The organism is Pedobacter nyackensis, assembly GCF_900176505.1.
Classification (GTDB): domain Bacteria; phylum Bacteroidota; class Bacteroidia; order Sphingobacteriales; family Sphingobacteriaceae; genus Pedobacter; species Pedobacter nyackensis.
Genome location: NZ_FWYB01000015.1, coordinates 65,188 through 85,534, shown reverse-complemented (window position 1 = coordinate 85,534; position 20,347 = coordinate 65,188). Strand labels below are relative to the sequence as shown.

Sequence of the window (20,347 nt, the reverse complement as noted above, 5' to 3'; positions counted from 1 at the left end):
ATGAGAAGTCCTAGCGTTCTTTCGGCCCTTCTTCAGGGACGAATTAATGCAGACTTAGAATAGAACGGCTTATTTTCTTTAAGTTAGAAGTTAAATCCAACAGATAAATACAACATACTTGCTTCTTTAGATGCGCCTACACTAGCCTGAAGCAAAATAACTTCACCTGGCATAACGTATAAACCACCACCATATCCTTGATGCCATTTGCCTGAACGTTCACCCTTTTCCCATACCCTACCTACATCAGTAAAACCGAGCATACCTACAGTTCCTGGAACAAGATAAGAAGTGAAATTAAAAAGCTTAAGCCTCAGATCAAGGTTATTATACAACATACTTGTACCAGTAAAACGTTTGCTGTTAAAACCACGCAAACTATTCACTCCACCCAACTGCATACGTTGGAAAAACGTAGGATCACCTATAGTTGTACCGGCACCAATACGATTGGCTATAACAAAACCTGATTTCCCTGGGTTGAGGTAAAAACGGAATTGTGTAGTTACCGATCCGTAACTACCACTGCTTTTATCAAGACGCTGTTGTCCGATAAATGTAGTTTTCCAGTAAAGACCGTTTTTAGGAATAGCAATATTGTCTCTGGTATCATAAACAAGGCCTCCTGTTAAACCACCATACAGCTTATCAGAAAATATCTCCTCCTCCGGATTCGCGGTGTTATAATCATTAAAGAATCGTTCTTCATTTTTAGAAGCAGAACTGGTGTAATAAGAGAATAGCACCCCAGCATCAGCCTTTAAGTGTTTGACAATTTGTCTGCTCAACTTAACATCTGTGTTCAGGTAATTATAATAATTTCTGTAATAAGAAATCCCCCCTTCCCGCACATCATCAATTTCCTCATGATCGATATTTTCAGTATTGTTACCTAACCCGAAGAAATTACTCAGGTTATTTGGCCCAAGCAAATTGGCATGAACAGTCAGGTCATTATTACCTACAGCCTTTTTAAAATCAGACACATAATCGAGTACAAACGACTTCCTGCCACTGTTGTAATTTGCCCACAATTCATGTTTACGTGCATAAGGCGTCTTCCTGAATCCTTGCTTTTCAATAATATAGCCTAAACCTATCTGTACGCCCTCATCAATATTATAACCCGCATTAAAAAGAACTCCCGAACGATCATACAGGAAGCTGTTCTTGTCAAAACGGTTAACCAATGAATCATTAGACAAGCGGAATTTAGAAAGCGACCTTTCAGGAAACTTATTCGCAGGATCGGGCTGGTCATAAATAAATGGTTTGTTCTTTACATCAGTTGCTACCTTGTACTCGTTAGCTACCACTGTACCAATTAAGCGCACGCGAACACCTGATGTTGAAGTACCTTCAACGGTAAATGTATCCTCACCGCCAATACCAAACAACCTTACCTCTTCGGTAATCCCCTGTACAAAAGTTCTTTTGTATACCTGCCGACCTTGTTTGCTTTCCTTATTGATATTATGAACAACAACCTCAACGTCTCCGTTGTCCAGGTTTTTCACCTTAAATATTTCCTTTTTTTCAGATGCAGGCACATCAACATTTATAGATAAAAACCGGTAATATTGCATTGCAAGTGTTTCCAGTTTATCCCTTCTCGAGGTAAAGTGTCTGATTAGTTCAGGACCCGAAAGCTTAAATACAGTATCAGGCATCTTACGAAAAGTCTTATCAATCAATCCGTCTGTAAGCTTTTCCTGCACATATTTAACCTCCGACTGCCAATCCTGCTCAGCCAACTCGTTTAAAAAGTAACGGTCAAAATATCGCTCATTAAAATTCCAGTGGTTCACATCCCTAATATTATCGCTATAAGGCTGTAAATGTGATTTAAGCCATTGGTGGTTTAATACCCATGGAAACACACCTGAAGTTTTGTAAAAAACTTTATCCCTGTCGCGGGGTACCGGCAGATATAAAGTTTCATCGCCATCTCCCATTGCTTTAGGCTGCCAGCGCCAATTATCCTCATGCCTGTCCCAATCACCAAGCACAAAGTCAAGCAACCTCGCCCTTAGGGTCAGTCGTTGGTCGACCTTATTATCATTATTTTTCTGAATCTTTTTCTGAGCCTTCTCTGTGTTATCAGTCTTCTCTTCAAAAGGGCTTCTTTCCTCTATCAGATAAACGGCATTCGCAAAATCCTTCCTGTATTCTTTCAAACCAGGATCATCACCTACGTATACAATTTCAGGCTTTGCATGTGCTAAGCCCAGTGCGCCTGCTAAATCCGGCACAACCAATGCAGCAAAAGGATGATTGGTAGATACCTGATCCTGTGCAATATCTTTAGCAATGGTCTCTTTAAGGTTTTCTGCCAAACCTCTCTCCGGATATTTTTGTACGGTACGTAAGGCCCATTCCTTTCCTGTAGGGTCGACAAGGCGTAGCGAGCGCGTTTGCATACCTCCCCCAAGCTTTACAATGGTTAACCCACCTTTTTCTTTCTGAAGATCGATAATACGCATCTTTACAGGCGTTGCCCATATTTTTCGATAGCTTTCACCCAGCCAAAACCTATGAAAGCTACTTACCTTATTGTATTCAGGAGCGACAGCTATAGTAATAGAATCTTTTAAAACCGGTTGTTGTGCAGAAGCATTGGAAAATGCCATAAAAAAAACCGGACCAGAGAACAATAACGAGAAGAGACTCTTCTTAAAGCACATACCAAATCAATTATTTAATATCTAACGCCTATTCTAAGCGCTTTTAATCCTTCTACCCCTTGTAACTCTTCAAGTTCAAGATGCTCAAGATCATCATTCAACAAACGCTGGCTTTGCAGCTTTTTAATATATCCAAGGTACGCTTTAACTTCACTATTATTAAAATATACAATAGCTATTTTTCCAGGCTGTGTCAGGCGTTCTGAAGTATCTTTAATCAATGCCTTATCTATACGTTTCTTTACCATCTGGTAGCGAATATTGTAACTACCTTCCACATCAAAACGTTGCTCATCAATCCTGAAACTAATGTCGATCTGCTTCTCGTATACAAAAATAAGCTGTGTTGTCTCTAATGGAATAGAAAAATAAGGCCCCAGATTATTGGTCGTCCGCGCGATTTCCGCAAGTACCCGCAACTGCTTTAACCTGAAATCATGTATAAGATTTGGAGTAAATGGAATACGAGGCGCGATAGACTGTCCCAGGTACAGATCAAACTCTACCCCATCTGTCCTGAACTTTTCAAAATAGCAAGGGTAGACACTCTGTATTTCCGCATTAAATTCATCAAGGTGTCGGGTTACCGCCACATTGATCATCTGCATGCTTTTTTCGTAACGCGCTCTGTTCTCAAAAACTTTCCCTTTTTCGCCGGTTAGCTTAAAATAACCAGCAACAATATCTTCAATTTCGGGATGAGCAGCTTTTAAATTATGTAATGAAGCCGGAATTTGTCTTTGTAAATAATCCTCCGTTTTAAACATTTCACGGTCCGATAACTCATCAACATGCTTGTTGGTCCATATGGCTGCACCATGTGGAATTTCATTCTCGGTACATGCAGTAGCCTTATGCCTAATCGTGTTCAAAGTATTTTCGAGAATCTCAAAATGAGCATATAAATCTCGTCTTATTGCTGCGTTTCGCTGGATACTGGAGTTCCTGATATCTATTGCGGCATATAAAGGATACACCCCTCTAAAAAAAACAGGTTCGATGGGGAAGTTCCTTTCTCTGGCTCCCGACTGCACATAATTATAGGCAGCTTCATTAAAACGCCACTGTACGGAAGGTTGTAAAGCTGTAAATTTATCTACAATCACATCCTGAATCTCATTGTTAAAATCGGCAATAACATTCTGAAACAATTGCGCCAACAACGGAAATGCAGCATCTATTTTGCTGAGCGTATTACCCGTGAACTGACTTGAATCTTTGGTATAAAGTTCCAAACACCCCACCAACCGGGCGTTGTAGTACAAAGGAAAAAGCGCGTAAGATTTAATACCTACAAGGCCCAGCAATTTCAACATCGGATACTTCCTTTGATCTTCATCGGTAACCTCCGGAAAAATCAAAGTACGCGGATGTTCCAGATATTCATTGATCAGGCTATCATGCTCAACATCCTCATTGCCATGCTCCCGGGCAAGCTGAACCAATACACTGCTAAATCCGGTCAGTTCATTGATCTGAACCTTATCATTCAGCTTAATATAGGGAATCATACCAAAATCGATATGATCAGTTCCTACCAGTGTTTTCAGGGCCGTAGCAATCTCTTTGGTATGAAGACCTTGTTGGGTCTCATTGTGTTCAATAATCAGGTTTTTCACTGTCTCCAAAGCATACTCATCCGTTACATCGGTTAAGGTAACAATAGAGATCCCTTCGACAGTAAACAACTCAGGGGGAATCAGTTTAGTTAATAGTTTAAGCGTATTTCTTTCATCCTTAATATAATCCTTTACATCTTTAAGATTATACTCAGGCATTTTAATACTGGTGGTTATATCCAGAAATCGGGTATCAATATTTAACCGGTAATATTTGAGTAACTGGGTTTCAGGATCTATTGCAGAATGAATGATAAACTGCTTTCCTGTTAAAGAGAAGCTGTAAAATCGCTCCATTACCATATTATAAAATGCCGATAGCAAATTCTTCTCCATCTCCTTTTTTGGAGGCAGGCTTAGACCAGATTTTAAATGACACCTTTCGGCGTCCATCAAAATACTGTAAAAAGCATCTGTTCCGTAATGAAAACATGGAGAAATGGGTGTACCCAGTGCCCAGTACTGCTGACTCTCATCATTAATAATCGGAGATAAAGCCGTGTATATCAATTCAAAAAGCACAGTGTACTTACTCGTATCTTCAGCCGATATAGGATATTGAAGCTCGGGGTACATCCTAAATTGCTCCAGTATATACTTATAGAAATTGATCTTGGCAGTCTTCTCCGTCTCTACTCTTCTTTCTATATAGTTAATAAAAGGACGTAAAGACAGCTTAATATCAGCACCAACAAGAACTTGTCCTGATCCGGTTATACCTTTATTTAGATTTAGCGTTATTGCTTGCATTAATATATTCGTTATGGAATCTGGCAGCTACGCTTCAAATTTACTATCTGTTGCTGTATATTTAGTAAAAGAATGGTAATTATTTCTTTTCAGTTACTAAATATTTAAACTTTAAAATATTACCATCTATAACTTCATCTCCTTCATTTGAAATATAAAGGTTTAAATCTTTATCAAAAGCAATCCCTTCAGGCTGGTTAAACATAGAGGAATTTAAACGGTGCGTCTCTTTAATTTTCCAGTTGGAATCAGCTACAAGTAATAGTTTATTCGTTGAGGAAAGCACATACCATTCATTAGTCTTAGGATTTCTGGTTAATGCGGAAGGACTTAAACTCGCTTTAAGCTCAGAATTAAGTGCTTTAATCTGATTTAAATCCATCTTAAACGCTCCTGCGGCAACTAAACTATCTGTCCCGGATTTGTAATCAAAAACATAGCCGCTCAATGCTTTAGTCTTTTTATCGATCCCGCATTTTTTACATAAAACATAAATCTTATTGGTTTCTTGGTCAGCAAAGAGCCCTTCATATTCCCCATGTGGCACCACTTGTTTATGCAATTTAACCAGGTTCGACTCCTTTTTCACAACTTCAGTAACAGGGAAGGAATAAATATCACCGTTACTTTTAAGCACAAAAACCATTTCATGAAGAAAAGCAACGTCTTCAAAATCACCCTTGGGCGCAAATTTCATATTGGACTGCTTTTTCACATCCCAACCCTGCCTGTATAACTTACCGTCTTCATCCTGCACACTATACACGGTATCACTATTTGCTTTATAAAAAGCTATTCCGGAAATCTCCTGTAAACTGGATGGCATGTTAAATTTATCGGGCTTTGTAAAATCGTACCCTTTAGGGTTGCTGTATTTACCGCTTGGATTTCTACACGAATAAGCAAAAAAAGCCGATGCCAAAACACTGATACATAAAAAAAACAGATATAATTTTTTCACGGGCTATTTCTTTTTTACATCTAATTTATAAAAGTACTGAATTATCAGAGACAAGTTACAGGGTTACTACAGCAGAAGCGATAATAAAGGCCAGCACTGCCGCTATAATACCAAACATAAATACACTATAAGCTATTCTTAGTAACCGATATTTACGTCCCAATACCACCCCTTGTGAATAAACATCCTTGATTAAACTTCCGTAAAGAAAATCACGATCATCCATCATCTTGTTCATTCCATTTTTATAATCTTCTAAGCTCATCCGATAAAAATTACCGAAGAAAAGCAGGTTTACCTTTTTCTCTTTGATGTCTTCAGTTGTAAAAAGACCTTCCGGTATGGAGGGTCTGGTAGCCAAGATAGAAAAAACCATGGTAATCACACAAATGATCAATAAAAGTAAGGTTGGAATAATCAAATGAGGATTATCTTCGAGCTTACGGAGCAGCAAACTCAATATCACCGATAGGATAATGGAATTGGTGGATATCATGATATGAGCTTTGTTATCGGCCATATCGCTTAACCGCTGATGATTTGTTGAAGAAATCCTGAACATGGTTTCAATACCACGTTTAGGCTTTTCGGTCATTTTACTCTTTTCCTCTATCAGCTCTACTTTTTTCTCGGGTTGCGGCTTGCTTTTTCCCTTCCCCTCTTTACCTTCCATTTCGGCAAGATTTTCGGCCTTTTTACTATTTAATAAATTCTGACAAAAATCAGTATGATAATGATGTGTTTTGAAAAGTCCTATGGTTTTGGTTCTCCATTCTGCCTTATCAATTTGCTTATCGCAGAATGCTTCAACCTCCATACGCATCAGCTTATTTCTAACCTTAAAACTATCACTTCCTAAATGAAACAAATCAGCATCACAAACGATTTGCTGTAATAATCCCTCCGGCTGCTGAGGCATTTTAGTAGCCATAATACAACCTTTCACATCTAGTATGATATCCTCAGGCAGCGCTTTATCTTTTAAAAATTCAGCTGCAAGCTCAGCTCCTTTTGCCTCATGCTGGCGACAATCAAACAAATAGCCTAAATCATGAAACCAACTCGCTGCAACCACAACAAAGTGATCACGCTCCGAGAGTTGATAATGGTCGGCAATCCTGATCACATTTTGAACTACTTGTTCTGTGTGTTGCAGGTTATGATATATAAAGCGCTCGTCATTTTTTGTCTGAAACAGATTTACAATATGTGCACGAAGCTGATCTAATAGTTCCTTATACTGCATCTTTTATATTGTTGTTTTTATCATATAACACTGCTATCACCACCATATTATATTCAACGCATAAATATGAGGCTTTTAATTTATTATTATTGAACAAAAAATTGATTAGTATCATTTTTGATTCTGATTGTTATCATAGTAAGATGTGACAACAAGGCTGAACTTTGGTGAAAATAAATTTCATCTATGTTACAGCAAAAAACGCTCAAATCAGAGACCTATTGTTACCACTGTGGAGACGACCTGCCTGTAAATTTATATTTACACGATGACAAACACTTTTGTTGCCTGGGCTGCAAAGGTGTATATCAAATCCTTTCCAATCATAATCTCGACAATTATTATGCCTATAATGATATACCGGGGCAAACGCAAAAAACTCAGTCTAAGCATTTTGAGTACCTGGATGAACCCGAAATTATGTCAAAATTGGTGAACTACACCGATGACAAAATCACCTCCATTACTTTATACATACCGGCCATTCACTGCAGTTCCTGCATATGGCTACTTGAAAATCTGCATAAAATAAATCCTGATATCGTTCAATCCCGGATAGATTTCTTGAAGAAGCAGGTCGCAATTATGTTCAAACACGAACATACCTCCTTAAGATTAGTTGTTGAAATGCTGGTTTCAATTGGCTATGAGCCCTTGATTAGCCTGCAGGATGTCGTAAAAAAACAACAATCAGACTTTTCAGAAAGAAATCTGGTGAAAAAAATAGCTGTCGCAGGTTTTTGTTTTGGGAATGTAATGCTGCTTAGCTTTCCTGAGTATTTCGGATTGTCTGATCTGGAAATACAATTCAAGTTCTTTTTTGGCTGGCTAAACCTCGCATTTGCATTACCTGTCACCTTTTATTGTGGAAGAGACTATTTTATTTCGGCCTACCATAACCTTAGAAAAGGAATACTGAACCTTGATTTCCCGCTAGCTCTTGGCATCACTGTTATGTTTATCCGCTCCCTTGTCGAAATAATTAGCAACACTGGTGCCGGCTTTGTAGACACCCTTTGTGGTCTTGTTTTTTTCCTTCTGATAGGAAAATGGATGCAGCAACGAACTTATCACCACCTTTCTTTTGAACGCGATTACAGATCCTACTTCCCGGTTGCAGTGACTTTAATTAAAGAAGGTAAAGAAAAGCCCGTTCCATTAAATGAATTGAGTACAGGCCAAAGGATGCTGATCAGAAGCAATGAAATCATTCCAGCCGATGCTATTTTATTGAAAGGCGAAGCCGAAATCGACTTTAGCTTTGTAACCGGCGAATCGAAACCTGTAAAGAAAACGCTGGGTGAAGTAGTATACGCCGGCGGCCGACAGCTTTTAGGTGCTATTGAACTGGAGGTGGTTAAACCTGTTTCGCAAAGTTACCTTACAGGATTATGGAACAACCAGGCTTTTTTCACCGAAAAAAACAGAATTAAAACATTTAGCGACACAGCCAGTAAATACTTTAGCATCGTATTGCTGCTAATTGCTCTTGGATCAGCGGCTTTCTGGCTTTTGTATAAAGGAAATTCACAAAATGCGTTTGACTCCTTCACTGCTGTGTTGATCATCGCTTGCCCCTGTGCACTGGCATTGAGCAGCCCTTTCACGCTCGCTGCAGTACTAAGTATTTTTGATAAAAATAAATTCTATTTAAAAAGTACAGCTGTGGTAGAGGAATTGGCAAGGATCGACACTTTTGTGTTCGATAAAACAGGCACCATTACCAGCCCTGAAGCTACTGGCTTCAACTTCGAGGGAATTATTACCGATGAAGAAAAACAATTATTAAGTGATCTGGCCCGCAACTCCGGTCACCCTTTAAGCCGCGAACTGGTAAAATTATTAAACAGGGATAAAATTTATCCCGTAGATGAATATGTTGAAAAAATAGGAAGAGGAATCAGCGGTAAGATTAACGGAAACACAGTGAAATTGGGAGGTTCCACGTTCCTTAATCTACCGTTGGTTGTCTCTCCTTCAAACAGCAATGTCCATGTCATGATCAATGATCACTACCTTGGATATTTCACTTTCCGACAGCGATGGCGTGAAGGTTTTAAGGATTTAACCTTTAAGCTGAGCAAGTGGGCCGACTTACATTTAATTTCAGGCGATAAAGATCACGACAAGCAAACGCTTATCCCCTTTTTCCCTCGCGCACAGCAAATGCAATTTGAGCAAAGTCCACAAAACAAGCTCGACTACATTCAGCGCCTTCAACAGTCGGGCAAAAAAGTCTTGATGTTTGGAGACGGGCTCAATGATGCTGGTGCTTTAAGGCAAAGTAATCTTGGTGTGGCGGTTACCGACAACATCAATAATTTCTCTCCGGATTGTGATGCCATATTGGACGGAGCGTCCTTCCATAAGATTCCTCAGTTTATACAACAAGCAAAAGATGCGGTAAAGATCATTCACATCAGCTTTGGCATATCCTTGATATATAACGCCCTGGGTTTATACTTCGCTGTACAGGGGCTATTGTCACCACTTATTGCAGCCATATTAATGCCGGTAAGTACGGTCACTATCATTCTATTCACCAGTCTGACTGCCAGACTTTATGCTGCTAAAAACAAATTATTATGAACATGATTTACGTATTGATAGGCTGCAGTATTTTACTTGCACTCATTTTTCTTGCAGCCTTCTTTTGGGCAAGCAAAACCGGGCAGCACGACGACACCTATACCCCTTCGGTGCGCATACTGTTTGATGAAGAAATCTCGGAGCAAAAAGAGCCTCAAAAATATGATGAAGATCATTTTTAACTCCAATATGCATCATTCTAATATACTACACCCGGCACTAATTTTACGGCCATAAACCTTTCATTAATTTCACATGACAGAAAAATTTTACTACGACAATAAGATCGTCAGAAACTTTGCCATAGCTACCATAGTGTGGGGCATCATTGGCATGACGGTTGGATTACTCATTGCCATGCAACTTTTCAAGCCCTCATTAAATATGGGCTCCCAGTACACTACCTTTGGCCGTATCAGACCACTTCACACCAACGCTGTTATCTTTGCTTTTGTTGGTAATGCCATTTTCATGGGCGTATATTATTCATTACAACGTCTGCTTAAAGCGCGAATGTTTAGTGATATACTTAGTAAAATACATTTCTGGGGTTGGCAGCTCATTATTGTCGCTGCTGTCATTACACTTCCTTTAGGATTAAGCTCTTCCCATGAATACGCCGAACTGGAATGGCCAATTGATATTGCCATTACGTTAATCTGGGTTGTATTTGGTATTAATATGTTTGGTACCATCATCAAACGAAGAGAGAAGCACATGTATGTGGCCATCTGGTTTTACATTGCCACCTTTGTAACTGTTGCAGTATTACACATTGTAAATTCTTTTCAACTACCTATTTCTGCTTTTAAAAGCTATTATTTATATGCCGGAGTTCAGGATGCACTGGTACAATGGTGGTATGGCCATAATGCGGTTGCGTTCTTCTTAACTACACCATACCTGGGAATGATGTACTACTTCCTTCCTAAAATGGCTCAGCGTCCGATATACTCTTACAAATTGAGTATTCTACACTTCTGGTCGCTCATCTTCATCTATATATGGGCTGGTCCACACCATTTGTTATACACCTCCCTTCCAGGCTGGGCACAATCTTTAGGTGTTGCCTTTTCAGTGATGCTGATCGCACCAAGCTGGGGTGGTATGATCAACGGTTTACTTACCCTTCGAGGTGCCTGGGACAAAGTGCGTGAGGACCCTACACTAAAGTTCATGGTGGTGGGCTTAACCGCTTATGGTATGGCAACTTTTGAAGGTCCAATGCTGGCCTTTAAGCAAATCAATGCCATTGCACACTATACCGACTGGATAGTAGCACACGTACACGTTGGTGCACTTGGATGGAACGGCTTCCTTACCTTTGGCATCCTGTACTGGTTAATACCTCGAATTTACAGAACATCTTTATACTCTAAAAAACTAGCCTCTTTGCATTTCTGGATTGGTACTTTGGGAATTATCTTCTATGCGGTACCACTATATTTCGCAGGATTTACACAAGGTCTGATGTGGAAAGAATTCACTGAAGAAGGTATGTTAAGGTATCCCAATTTCCTTGAAACCCTACTTCAGATTATCCCTATGTACATGTTAAGGGCAATAGGTGGCGCATTATACCTAGCTGGTGTAATTGTAATGACTTATAACCTGATAAAAACAGTAGGCACAGGCAAATTGCTGGCTAACGAACCAGTTGAAGCGATGCCATTACCTCAAGAATATGTAGCGCAAGGTTCTGATAAAAAACTCCACCGTTTGCTCGAACGTAAGCCGATGGTATTTATGGTGCTGTCTTTAGTTGTTATTCTTATTGGTGGAACTATCGAAATGATGCCAACATTTACCGTAAAGTCGAACATCCCAACGATCAGCAGTGTAAAACCTTATACGCCATTGGAGTTGCAGGGTAGAGATCTTTATATTAAAGAAGGCTGTGTAAGCTGTCACTCTCAAATGATTCGCCCTTTCCGCTCAGAAACAGAAAGATACGGTGAGTACAGCAAAGCTGGTGAATTTGTATACGATCATCCACATTTATGGGGATCAAAACGAACAGGACCGGATTTACAACGTGAAGGTGGGAAATATGGTAATGTATGGCATTACAATCACATGTTGGATCCGCAAACCATGTCGCCCGGCAGTATCATGCCACCGTATGAATGGCTGATTACGCAGACTTTAGACACGACCACTACCCGCAGCAAGATCAATGCGATGCGTAGCCTGGGGGTTCCTTACCCTGAAGGTTATGAGTATAAAGCGAACCGAGATCTGGATACACAGGCTAAAGAGATTGCAGAGGATCTGCAGAAAAACAACATTAAAGTAAAAAGTGATAAAGAGATCATTGCATTGATCGCTTACTTACAGCGACTTGGAACAGATATTAAAGCAAAGTAACACCATCGACCATGTTTAAACAATTTTTAGATCAAGCCACCGGGAATAATGGCTACCTGCTTGCTTCCCTTGGAATTTTTATGCTCTTTTTCATCCTGGTAGGCGTACTGCTGCTGACCATGAAAAAAGAGGAAGTAAATTATATGAGCGAACTCCCTTTAAAAGATGACGTAAAATGAATGATATCTTAATCTGGGCCTTACTGTTTATTGCAGTAAGCATATTAATAGCAGCTGTGCTGGTTTTAAGAGTAATCAAAATCTATGTTCAGCAAAGCCTGTCCCCTACTTATTTTGCATCAGCAGAAGAAAGAGAACAACATCGTTTAGCTCTGGAAAAACTGGAAGCAGAAAAACCGGAGAAAAAGTCGATATGGACCTGGATGCTGGGACTTAAACCACTTTCTGAAGAGAAGGACCTGATCATGGAACATGAGTTTGACGGCATTGCTGAGCTCGACAATCCTACCCCAGCCTGGTTTATGATACTTTTTTACGGAACCATCATTTTCGCCATTGGCTATATGGTAAACTACCATGTAATTGGCTGGGGACAGTCGCAGGAACAAGAATATGTAGCTGAACTGCAACAAGCAGAAGACAATCGCATAGCTTTATTGCAAAAGCCGGGTGGCGGTGGTGCAAATAAAATCAATGAAAGCAATGTAGAAGCCTCCAAAGATGAAGCTGTATTACAAGCCGGCGCTGCTCTTTTCAAGAATGTCTGCACCCCCTGCCATGGAGAGCACGCAGAAGGAACTGTTGGTCCTAACTTAACCGACGACCACTGGCTTCATGGCGGAACCGTAAAAAACATCTTTAAAACTATTAAGTACGGTGTTCCTGATAAAGGAATGATTGCATGGGAGAAATCGATGAATGCCAAGCAAATCTCCGACATCACCAGTTACATTATGTCATTAAAAGGAAGCAATCCAGCGGGAGCAAAAGCACCTCAAGGCGAAAAAGAATAACATGTCACAAAGTCCAGATCATTTCAGAAACCAGATTTCAACGTTAACCGATGATGGGAAGAGTCGTAAATGGATTTACCCTAAAGTGGTAAAAGGAAAACTATACAAGTATCGCTCGGTACTCAGTTATTTCTTCCTTGCCTTATTATTTTCGGCGCCATTTATGAAGTTAAATGGGGAGCAATTGGTATTACTAAATGTTCTGGAAAGAAAGTTCGTGCTGTTTGGCATCATTTTCTGGCCGCAGGACTTTTACCTCTTTGTACTCGCATTGCTCACTTTTATAGTGTTCATTGTATTATTCACGGTAGTATTTGGCAGGGTATTTTGCGGATGGGCCTGCCCCCAGACTATATTTCTGGAAATGGTTTTCCGAAAAATTGAAATCTGGATAGAGGGAGATCATCTGAGACGTAAGAAATTAGATGATTCCCCTCTAACTGCTGATAAAGTCTTCAAAAAGACGCTGAAGCATGGAATCTATATTTGCATATCCTTTCTGATTGCCAACATTTTTCTCGCCTACATCATCGGCACAGATGCACTGTTAAAAATCATTACTGAACCGGTATCCCTACACCTTACCGGATTCCTATCCATTTGTGTTTTCACTTTGGTCTTTTACCTGGTGTTTTCAAAAATGAGGGAACTCGTATGTACTGTAGTTTGCCCTTATGGTCGGCTGCAAGGCGTTTTACTAGACAACCAAAGTATCATTGTAGCTTATGACTATGAACGGGGTGAACCGCGGGCAAAACGCATTAAAGGCGAAGAAAATCTTGCAGGGGATTGCATCGATTGTAAACTATGTGTAGATGTTTGTCCTACGGGAATCGATATCCGTAACGGTACACAAATGGAATGTGTAAACTGTACGGCCTGTATAGATGCCTGTGACATGGTGATGGAAAAGATTAGCCGCCCAACAAGACTTATTGGCTTTAAATCAGAAGATGAGATCAAGAAAAAACAGGCTTTTCAAATCAACAAGCGTATCTATGCCTACGCTGCAGTTTTAATGATACTGGTTACTGTACTATCCTACTTACTGCTGACAAGAAGTGATGTAAAAACAACTATTTTACGAGCTGGTGGAACACTTTATCAACTTAGGGATAAAGAAAAGACAGTAAGTAATCTATACAATGCAGAACTGATCAACAAAACAAGTAAAAGCATCAGATTTCAAATTGTACCGGATGATCAAAACGCAAAAATCCAGTACATCCAAAAACAGGATACGCTGGCTTACGGAGGCGTTGCTAAACTTACTTTCTTTGTCATCCTTCCACAACAGGAAATTAAAACGTACAAATCTAAAATAAGCTTTAAACTCCTATCAGATGATAAGATTATTGATCGGTTTGAGACCACATTTATTGCACCACCTAACGACTAAAAAATGAACTGGGGAACAAAATTAATGATCGGAATGCTTTGCTTTATGAGCTTTATTGTAGTGCTGGGTGTATTAATGTTCAATAGCAAGACTGATGCACTGGTAGATAATGACTACTACGAAAAGGGCCTAAATTACGACAAAGACTATAACCGTAAAGAACAGGTAAAAATTGATGATGCTGCTCCTATAATAGAGATTACAACAGACAACATCCTACTTACTTTTAAAAATAAGGCTGAAGGCAGTATTAAGCTTGTCAGGAATTCAGATAAACGAATGGACAAAAACATCACCATGCTGACAGATGCTGCTAACGTAGTCAAAATCCCGCTTCAAGGGATAGAAAAAGGGCAATGGCGTTTGATTATATCGTGGACGAGCGAAGGGCTCGACTACCTAAATGAACAGGAAATACTAATTAAATGAGTACAGAAAGACTAGCCTTTATGATTGGATTACTTGGCAGTGTGCATTGCATTGGCATGTGCGGTCCTTTGGCATTTGCCATTCCTTCATTAAAACAAGGCTGGTTTTACCTGACTGCAGATAAACTAATTTACCAATTGGGCCGCATTATGGCTTACTGTGTTTTGGGCATAGGAATTGGACTCATAGGCAAGCAGATCTGGTTAGCGGGCTTTCAACAGGGCGTTAGCGTAATAAGCGGCGTTTTTATTGTTATGGCAGCCTGCGCCAGACTGTTTATGTTTAGTTTTTTCAAAAGCAAATCTTCCTTTCTACTTGGGCCATTTAACACCCTATTTAACTACGCCCTAAAGCATAAAGCCAATCATCTCATCATAGGTTTTATCAATGGCTTCCTGCCATGTGGATTTGTGTACCTCGCTCTTGCAGGCGCATTAAATACAGGAAGCGTACAAAACTCCGTTATTTATATGTTTTGGTTTGGCATGGGAACCTTACCTTTGATGTTCATTGCTATGCTTAGTGCAGGCTTTACAGGGATAATGTTTAGACGAAGAATTAACCGTGCGGTCCCTTACCTGATGCTTTGTATTGGGATATGGTTTATTTTAAGAGGACTGGCCCTCGATATCCCCTATCTAAGTCCGGCAGAAGCAACAAGCATTAGCAACTGTAAATAAAAAGAAATGAACGATATTCAGCATAAAGAAGATATACAATACCTGGTAGAAACATTTTACCATTCGGCATTAACAGACCAGCTTATTGGACCTGTTTTCAGGGCTGCAAATTTCAAACTGGAAGCGCATATACCGGTAATGGTTGCCTTTTGGGAAACCATACTTTTTGATGTAATTACCTACAAAGGAAATCCTATGCTTAAGCACCTGGAGCTTAACCGGACCGTGCCTTTAAAACCAGCGCATTTTGAACGCTGGATGAAAATATGGACGGATACGGTAAACAATAAATTTGAAGGTCCCATTGCCCAAAAAGCAATTGTTAGAGCTACATCCATTGCACAGTTGATGGAGTATAAAATAAATAAGGCCGATCAAAAGACCGGCCTTTAACAACTCATTACTTGAAAACGTTAACGAGCTAGCTATTTTTTTATATCTCTAATCGGCTAAACTAAACTGCTGTGTTCCTGGTTGGCTTTCCCATAAACGGGCATCCAGCATCATACAGATATTTCTTAAGAACCTTTTACCAAAGCCTGTAACCTGCAATTCATAAGGAGACAATACAACCAGGCCATCTTGTGCAAGCCAGCGCATTCTTTCTATTCCTTCTGCAAACACATCGTTTTCCTTCTCAAGGGATGTCCAATTGGTATAGCCTTTACACATGATATTTAAAATATGCTTACGAATGAGTAAATCAGTATTATTCAGGGCATGGCCTTTAACGATAGGAAATTCACCTTCATTAACCAGTTCCCTGTAAGTTTCGACAGTCTTCGCGTTCTGAGCGAAAGCATCCCAGGTATCACTAATAGAGGAAACACCCAAGCCAACCATCAGGCGACTATACTGATGGGTATACCCCATAAAGTTCCGATGTAAAGTACCATTCTTTTCAGCCTGATAAAGACTATCCGTGTCGAGTGTAAAATGGTCCATTCCAATTTCCACATATCCACCCTCTTTTAGCAGTTTTCTGCCAAGTTCATACAACTCCTGTTTACATTCCGGAGAAGGGAGATCGTTTTCTGTGTATCGGCGTTGGCCAGGTCTCATCCAGGGCACATGCGCATAACTATAAAAAGCAATACGATCTGGTTTTAACCGCAACACTTCTTCTATCGTATCGCCCAGGCCCGAAAAGGTTTGATTTGGTAAACCATAAATAAGATCATAGTTTAAAGAGTAATAACCATTTTTCCGTGCCAAATCCGACACCTTCTCCACCTGCTCAACGGACTGAATTCTGTTGATGGCCAATTGCACCTGCGGATCAAAATCCTGAATACCCAGGCTTAATCTTTTGAATCCTAAATTGCCAAGCGTAATTAGATGAGCTTCAGTTGTATTTGCCGGATGAGCTTCGAAACTAAACTCAGCTTCTTCGTGTACCTCTGTATCTTTCAACAATCCATTAATCAATAGATCGAGATGCTCAGGACTAAAGAAAGTGGGTGTACCACCGCCAAGATGTAACTCTCTGATTACGGGCTTAGTGCTGAAAAGATTTAGATAAAGCTGCCACTCTTTTAACAAAGTCTCAATATAAGGCCTCTCTACACCATGATTCTTGGTAATCCTTGTATTACAGCCACAATAAGTACATAAGTCCTCACAAAAAGGAAGGTGTATGTATAAACTGATACCATCTTCGCTATTACTTTTGTCGAATGCCCTAACTACGGCCTTGCTCCATTTATGAATGTCAAAGCTTTCCGCTTTCCAATAAGGAACAGTTGGGTAACTGGTATAACGCGGGGCGGCCACGTGATACTTTTCAATTAGTTCTTTTTTATTCATGAAGATGAGAATGGTGATTATTTAGGGTTGAATGGTTATCGCGGTCGCAAGATTTAGAACAAACACAAGCTAGGCCTAAACAGCTCTTCTGTTGCCATTTGTCAAGATTCAATATAGTTTCTTCAGCTAATGCCATGGGTAATTCGGCATCTGTAAGCCCACTTAAGGCCATTGAAGGGACGTTTGCCACTCTCATAGCCCTTGATGCTGCTGCTTCCCTATCAATATGATCAGCCGAAGTAGAGCGTGTAGCAATGTATTTCACGCCCATATCTGCCAGTTTATTAATCACATCGGCAGACACATCATCATCCTCAAATACAATTACAGCCTCTTTTCCTGTAGCATAACTTACGGTATCGGCATTTAGCACATTAGAAATCAGGGTAATCTCGTGCTTTTTATGGTTGGCGATCGCCAAAGGTTCTTTTTCAAATAGTTTTATACTGTAAGCTACGACTTTCATGTAAATTGATTATTAATAACCAAATTTAACAGATTCATACCTTATAGGAAATGAGTTTAATCAGACGGGAAAATGATCTTCATCAATTTTTCACATTTTGTAATCTGGTCTCATCTAAAACAACGATTTGGTTCCCTTTCTTATCAAGAATCTGCTCATCTCTGAAGTCGCTTAAAATACGACTTACCGTTTCGGTAGCCATTCCAGCCATAGCAGCCAGGTCGTCCCGTGATATTTTCAGGTATTGTATTTGCGCCGGCTTCTCTTGTCTGCACAGTCTGATCAATACTTCAGCCATTCGCTTCCTAACCGAATGATAAGCCAGCTGCAGCAACTGTTCTTCTCTATCCAGTAAATTATTAGAAAGTATATGGATAAACTGCTTAGTCACCTCCGGAAATTTATTCAATAGTTCCTCAACCATTTCTTTAGGCAACAAACAGATTGTCGAATCCTCCAATGCTTCTGCAGTTTCCGAGTATTCTTCATGGCTCAATAGTGCTGGGATCCCCACATAGTCATCCGTAGTATATATTCCGGTAAGTAGTTCACGTCCATCTATACTCATTTTAACCGTTTTTACACGTCCACTCAGCACCAGATAAATACCTATTACGTCATCTCCTTCATAATAAATAACCTGTCTCTTTTTAACGGTCCGAACCTTGCGATCGGCGATTAACTTTTGAAGTTCCTCAATACCCGATGTACCACTAAGCAGGTTAGATAGTTTATCCAATGACTGACTGTAAAAGCGTTGGAGTCTATCCTTCTTACTTAACCTTATTTCAATAGCATTAAGCAACTCTACATCATCAAAAGGTTTAGTAAGATAATCATCGGCCCCCATTTCCATCCCTTTACGCATATCAATCCTTTCGGCCTTTGCCGTCAGAAAAATGAAAGGAATTGCAGCCGTTTTAGGATGCTTATTTAACATATATAGAACACTGTACCCATCTAGTTCGGGCATCATGATATCACATAAAATGATATCTGGTAAATGTGCCGTTGCAACATCAATACCTATCCTACCATTATGAGCCTGAAAGACTTCATAGCCCGCAAGCTCTAATATCTCAGTGGTACTTTCTCTAATGTCTTCATTATCTTCAATAATCAGTATACGCGTCTTCTTCATTATTTATTAAAAGATAGTTTAAAGGTAGTCTCTTTGTTAATTACGCTTTCAAAATGGAGTGTTCCATTCATCAACTTAGCATAACGTAATACAATATTTAATCCCAAACCGGTACCTGGAATATTACCGGTATTATTGGCTCTGAAAAATGGCTGGAACAAATGCTTTTGATCAAGCTCGGGAATTCCTATGCCATTATCTTTAATCGTAACGATACATTGTTCATCGTTGATCTCTGTATTGAACTCAATAAAGGTATTCTCTCCGGAGTATTTAATAGAATTAGAAATCAGGTTAATCATACAGTTACGAATCAGGTTCTGGTCCAGCTTGACTATGCTCTCCAGTCCGGTATGCTGATAAATAATATGTTGGTCCTGTTTAGCTATCATCTGCATTTCTTCCGTTATCTCTTCAGATAACTTCACCAGATCGAAAGAATCAAAGGCAGGCTCAACAATTCCAGCCTCAAGTCTCTCCAATGATAAGAAGTCATTTAAGATTGTGGTTAAATTTCCGACAGCATTTTTAATCTTACCAACATGCTTGGTGATGTTCTTGTTATTAAAAGGCTGTGCATATTTTTCGATCAGAGAAGAAGAAAGTTGAACTGAGCTTAGGGGAGTTCTGAATTCGTGTGAAGCCATAGATACGAACCTGCTTTTCATCTGGTTAAGTTCTTTTTCCTTCTCTAAGGATAAACTTACTTCTTCCTTAGCTTCACTTAAGGCCTTTACAGTTTTCCTTAAAGACTTAGTACGTTCTTCTACCAGCTCTTCCAGCTCTGCAGCATATTCCCTTAAGCGTTCTTCGGCTTCCTTTTCTTTGGACAAATCGTGGATAAAGCCTGTATATATAATACGATCATCGTACTGTACTTCACTTACCGCCAACCTAAATGGAAAAGTACTCCCATCCTTTCTTAAGCCTCTTACTTCCCTGCCTTTACCAATGATACGTTTTTCGCCCGTAGTCTGATATCTGTGCAAATAGCCATCATGTCCACTTTTATCTGGTTCAGGCATTAACATCTTAATGTTGTGCCCTTTTACTTCTTCAAGTGCATAACCAAAAAGCTTGAGCGCCGCAGGATTGAGACTTTCAATGTGTCCTCTTTTATCGATAGTAATGATCCCATCAATTGCAGTTTCTATAATTGCCTCTAATAACCTGACTTGCTCCATAATGTACTTTTCACAAATATATGATTTTATCGATCATGAAATTATCGCCTCAG

The 20,347-nt window shown here is 39.7% G+C and carries 17 protein-coding genes; 9 read left to right on the top strand and 8 right to left on the bottom strand.

Annotation, left to right across the window (positions count from 1 at the left end; all coding sequences use genetic code 11):
* Nucleotides 1-83: 83 nt before the first annotated feature.
* The 4 genes from B9A18_RS20615 to B9A18_RS20600 all read right to left on the bottom strand — a co-directional run bounded on the left by B9A18_RS20615 (nucleotide 84) and on the right by B9A18_RS20600 (nucleotide 7,260).
* Nucleotides 84-2,684, bottom strand: a complete 2,601-nt coding sequence (locus tag B9A18_RS20615) for a BamA/TamA family outer membrane protein (RefSeq protein ID WP_084291441.1) — start codon at nucleotides 2,682-2,684, stop codon at nucleotides 84-86.
* A gap of 14 nt (nucleotides 2,685-2,698) precedes the next feature.
* The gene (locus B9A18_RS20610; RefSeq protein ID WP_084291440.1) at nucleotides 2,699-5,053 is read right to left on the bottom strand and encodes a GAF domain-containing protein; all 2,355 of its coding nucleotides are present in this window, start codon (nucleotides 5,051-5,053) and stop codon (nucleotides 2,699-2,701) included.
* Between the two features lie 79 nt (nucleotides 5,054-5,132).
* Nucleotides 5,133-6,014: an SdiA-regulated domain-containing protein gene (locus B9A18_RS20605; protein ID WP_084291439.1), complete on the bottom strand. Its 882-nt coding sequence runs from the start codon at nucleotides 6,012-6,014 to the stop codon at nucleotides 5,133-5,135.
* Nucleotides 6,015-6,069: 55 nt separating this feature from the next.
* Nucleotides 6,070-7,260 (bottom strand): Pycsar system effector family protein, encoded by a 1,191-nt coding sequence (locus B9A18_RS20600; protein WP_084291438.1) that lies wholly within the window; start codon nucleotides 7,258-7,260, stop codon nucleotides 6,070-6,072.
* 186 nt (nucleotides 7,261-7,446) lie between these two features.
* Between B9A18_RS20600 and B9A18_RS20595 the strand changes: the two genes are divergently transcribed.
* The 9 genes from B9A18_RS20595 to B9A18_RS20560 all read left to right on the top strand — a co-directional run bounded on the left by B9A18_RS20595 (nucleotide 7,447) and on the right by B9A18_RS20560 (nucleotide 16,090).
* Nucleotides 7,447-9,849: a heavy metal translocating P-type ATPase gene (locus B9A18_RS20595; RefSeq protein WP_084291437.1), complete on the top strand. Its 2,403-nt coding sequence runs from the start codon at nucleotides 7,447-7,449 to the stop codon at nucleotides 9,847-9,849.
* Nucleotides 9,846-10,031: a cbb3-type cytochrome oxidase assembly protein CcoS gene (gene ccoS / locus B9A18_RS20590; protein WP_084291436.1), complete on the top strand. Its 186-nt coding sequence runs from the start codon at nucleotides 9,846-9,848 to the stop codon at nucleotides 10,029-10,031. The genes B9A18_RS20595 and ccoS overlap by 4 nt, the downstream gene beginning before the upstream one ends.
* 73 nt (nucleotides 10,032-10,104) lie before the next feature.
* Nucleotides 10,105-12,216 carry a cytochrome-c oxidase, cbb3-type subunit I gene (gene ccoN, locus B9A18_RS20585; protein WP_084291435.1) on the top strand — a complete coding sequence of 704 codons (2,112 nt, stop codon included), beginning with the start codon at nucleotides 10,105-10,107 and terminating at the stop codon, nucleotides 12,214-12,216.
* Nucleotides 12,217-12,227: 11 nt separating this feature from the next.
* Nucleotides 12,228-12,395, top strand: coding sequence for a hypothetical protein (locus B9A18_RS25325; protein ID WP_200816415.1), 168 nt, complete (start codon nucleotides 12,228-12,230; stop codon nucleotides 12,393-12,395).
* Nucleotides 12,392-13,189, top strand: coding sequence for a cbb3-type cytochrome c oxidase N-terminal domain-containing protein (locus B9A18_RS20580; RefSeq protein ID WP_084291434.1), 798 nt, complete (start codon nucleotides 12,392-12,394; stop codon nucleotides 13,187-13,189). The genes B9A18_RS25325 and B9A18_RS20580 overlap by 4 nt, the downstream gene beginning before the upstream one ends.
* A gap of 1 nt (nucleotide 13,190) precedes the next feature.
* A complete protein-coding gene (gene ccoG, locus B9A18_RS20575) occupies nucleotides 13,191-14,588 on the top strand; it encodes a cytochrome c oxidase accessory protein CcoG (protein WP_084291433.1) in 1,398 nt (465 codons plus the stop codon).
* A 3-nt stretch (nucleotides 14,589-14,591) separates the two neighbouring features.
* On the top strand, nucleotides 14,592-15,017 hold the full coding sequence (locus B9A18_RS20570) for a FixH family protein (RefSeq protein WP_084291432.1): 426 nt from the start codon (nucleotides 14,592-14,594) through the stop codon (nucleotides 15,015-15,017).
* The gene (locus B9A18_RS20565) at nucleotides 15,014-15,697 is read left to right on the top strand and encodes a sulfite exporter TauE/SafE family protein (RefSeq protein ID WP_084291431.1); all 684 of its coding nucleotides are present in this window, start codon (nucleotides 15,014-15,016) and stop codon (nucleotides 15,695-15,697) included. Before B9A18_RS20570 ends, B9A18_RS20565 begins: the two co-directional genes overlap by 4 nt.
* 6 nt (nucleotides 15,698-15,703) lie before the next feature.
* Nucleotides 15,704-16,090, top strand: a complete 387-nt coding sequence (locus tag B9A18_RS20560; protein ID WP_084291430.1) for a group III truncated hemoglobin — start codon at nucleotides 15,704-15,706, stop codon at nucleotides 16,088-16,090.
* Nucleotides 16,091-16,138: 48 nt separating this feature from the next.
* On the opposite strand, the gene hemN is transcribed toward B9A18_RS20560, so the two are convergent.
* The 4 genes from hemN to B9A18_RS20540 form a co-directional block, all read right to left on the bottom strand.
* Nucleotides 16,139-17,503, bottom strand: coding sequence for an oxygen-independent coproporphyrinogen III oxidase (gene hemN, locus B9A18_RS20555; RefSeq protein WP_084291429.1), 1,365 nt, complete (start codon nucleotides 17,501-17,503; stop codon nucleotides 16,139-16,141).
* On the bottom strand, nucleotides 17,496-17,969 hold the full coding sequence (locus B9A18_RS20550) for a Rossmann-fold NAD(P)-binding domain-containing protein (RefSeq protein WP_084291428.1): 474 nt from the start codon (nucleotides 17,967-17,969) through the stop codon (nucleotides 17,496-17,498). The genes hemN and B9A18_RS20550 overlap by 8 nt, the downstream gene beginning before the upstream one ends.
* 82 nt (nucleotides 17,970-18,051) lie before the next feature.
* Nucleotides 18,052-19,110 carry a response regulator gene (locus B9A18_RS20545; protein ID WP_084291427.1) on the bottom strand — a complete coding sequence of 353 codons (1,059 nt, stop codon included), beginning with the start codon at nucleotides 19,108-19,110 and terminating at the stop codon, nucleotides 18,052-18,054.
* Nucleotides 19,110-20,294 (bottom strand): PAS domain-containing sensor histidine kinase, encoded by a 1,185-nt coding sequence (locus B9A18_RS20540; protein WP_084291426.1) that lies wholly within the window; start codon nucleotides 20,292-20,294, stop codon nucleotides 19,110-19,112. The genes B9A18_RS20545 and B9A18_RS20540 overlap by 1 nt, the downstream gene beginning before the upstream one ends.
* Nucleotides 20,295-20,347 lie beyond the last annotated feature (53 nt).

Excerpts from the sequence above, each read along its gene's own strand:
- B9A18_RS20545 (WP_084291427.1), bottom strand. The coding sequence starts at position 19,110 with ATGAAGAAGACGCGTATACTGATTATTGAAGATAATGAAGACATTAGA.
- B9A18_RS20595 (WP_084291437.1), top strand. The coding sequence starts at position 7,447 with ATGTTACAGCAAAAAACGCTCAAATCAGAGACCTATTGTTACCACTGT.
- B9A18_RS20615 (WP_084291441.1), bottom strand. The coding sequence starts at position 2,684 with ATGTGCTTTAAGAAGAGTCTCTTCTCGTTATTGTTCTCTGGTCCGGTT.
- B9A18_RS20610 (WP_084291440.1), bottom strand. The coding sequence starts at position 5,053 with ATGCAAGCAATAACGCTAAATCTAAATAAAGGTATAACCGGATCAGGA.
- B9A18_RS20540 (WP_084291426.1), bottom strand. The coding sequence starts at position 20,294 with ATGGAGCAAGTCAGGTTATTAGAGGCAATTATAGAAACTGCAATTGAT.
- hemN (WP_084291429.1), bottom strand. The coding sequence starts at position 17,503 with ATGAATAAAAAAGAACTAATTGAAAAGTATCACGTGGCCGCCCCGCGT.
- B9A18_RS20580 (WP_084291434.1), top strand. The coding sequence starts at position 12,392 with ATGAATGATATCTTAATCTGGGCCTTACTGTTTATTGCAGTAAGCATA.
- B9A18_RS20550 (WP_084291428.1), bottom strand. The coding sequence starts at position 17,969 with ATGAAAGTCGTAGCTTACAGTATAAAACTATTTGAAAAAGAACCTTTG.
- B9A18_RS20570 (WP_084291432.1), top strand. The coding sequence starts at position 14,592 with ATGAACTGGGGAACAAAATTAATGATCGGAATGCTTTGCTTTATGAGC.
- ccoN (WP_084291435.1), top strand. The coding sequence starts at position 10,105 with ATGACAGAAAAATTTTACTACGACAATAAGATCGTCAGAAACTTTGCC.
- B9A18_RS20560 (WP_084291430.1), top strand. The coding sequence starts at position 15,704 with ATGAACGATATTCAGCATAAAGAAGATATACAATACCTGGTAGAAACA.
- ccoS (WP_084291436.1), top strand. The coding sequence starts at position 9,846 with ATGAACATGATTTACGTATTGATAGGCTGCAGTATTTTACTTGCACTC.
- B9A18_RS20600 (WP_084291438.1), bottom strand. The coding sequence starts at position 7,260 with ATGCAGTATAAGGAACTATTAGATCAGCTTCGTGCACATATTGTAAAT.
- B9A18_RS20565 (WP_084291431.1), top strand. The coding sequence starts at position 15,014 with ATGAGTACAGAAAGACTAGCCTTTATGATTGGATTACTTGGCAGTGTG.
- B9A18_RS25325 (WP_200816415.1), top strand. The coding sequence starts at position 12,228 with ATGTTTAAACAATTTTTAGATCAAGCCACCGGGAATAATGGCTACCTG.
- ccoG (WP_084291433.1), top strand. The coding sequence starts at position 13,191 with ATGTCACAAAGTCCAGATCATTTCAGAAACCAGATTTCAACGTTAACC.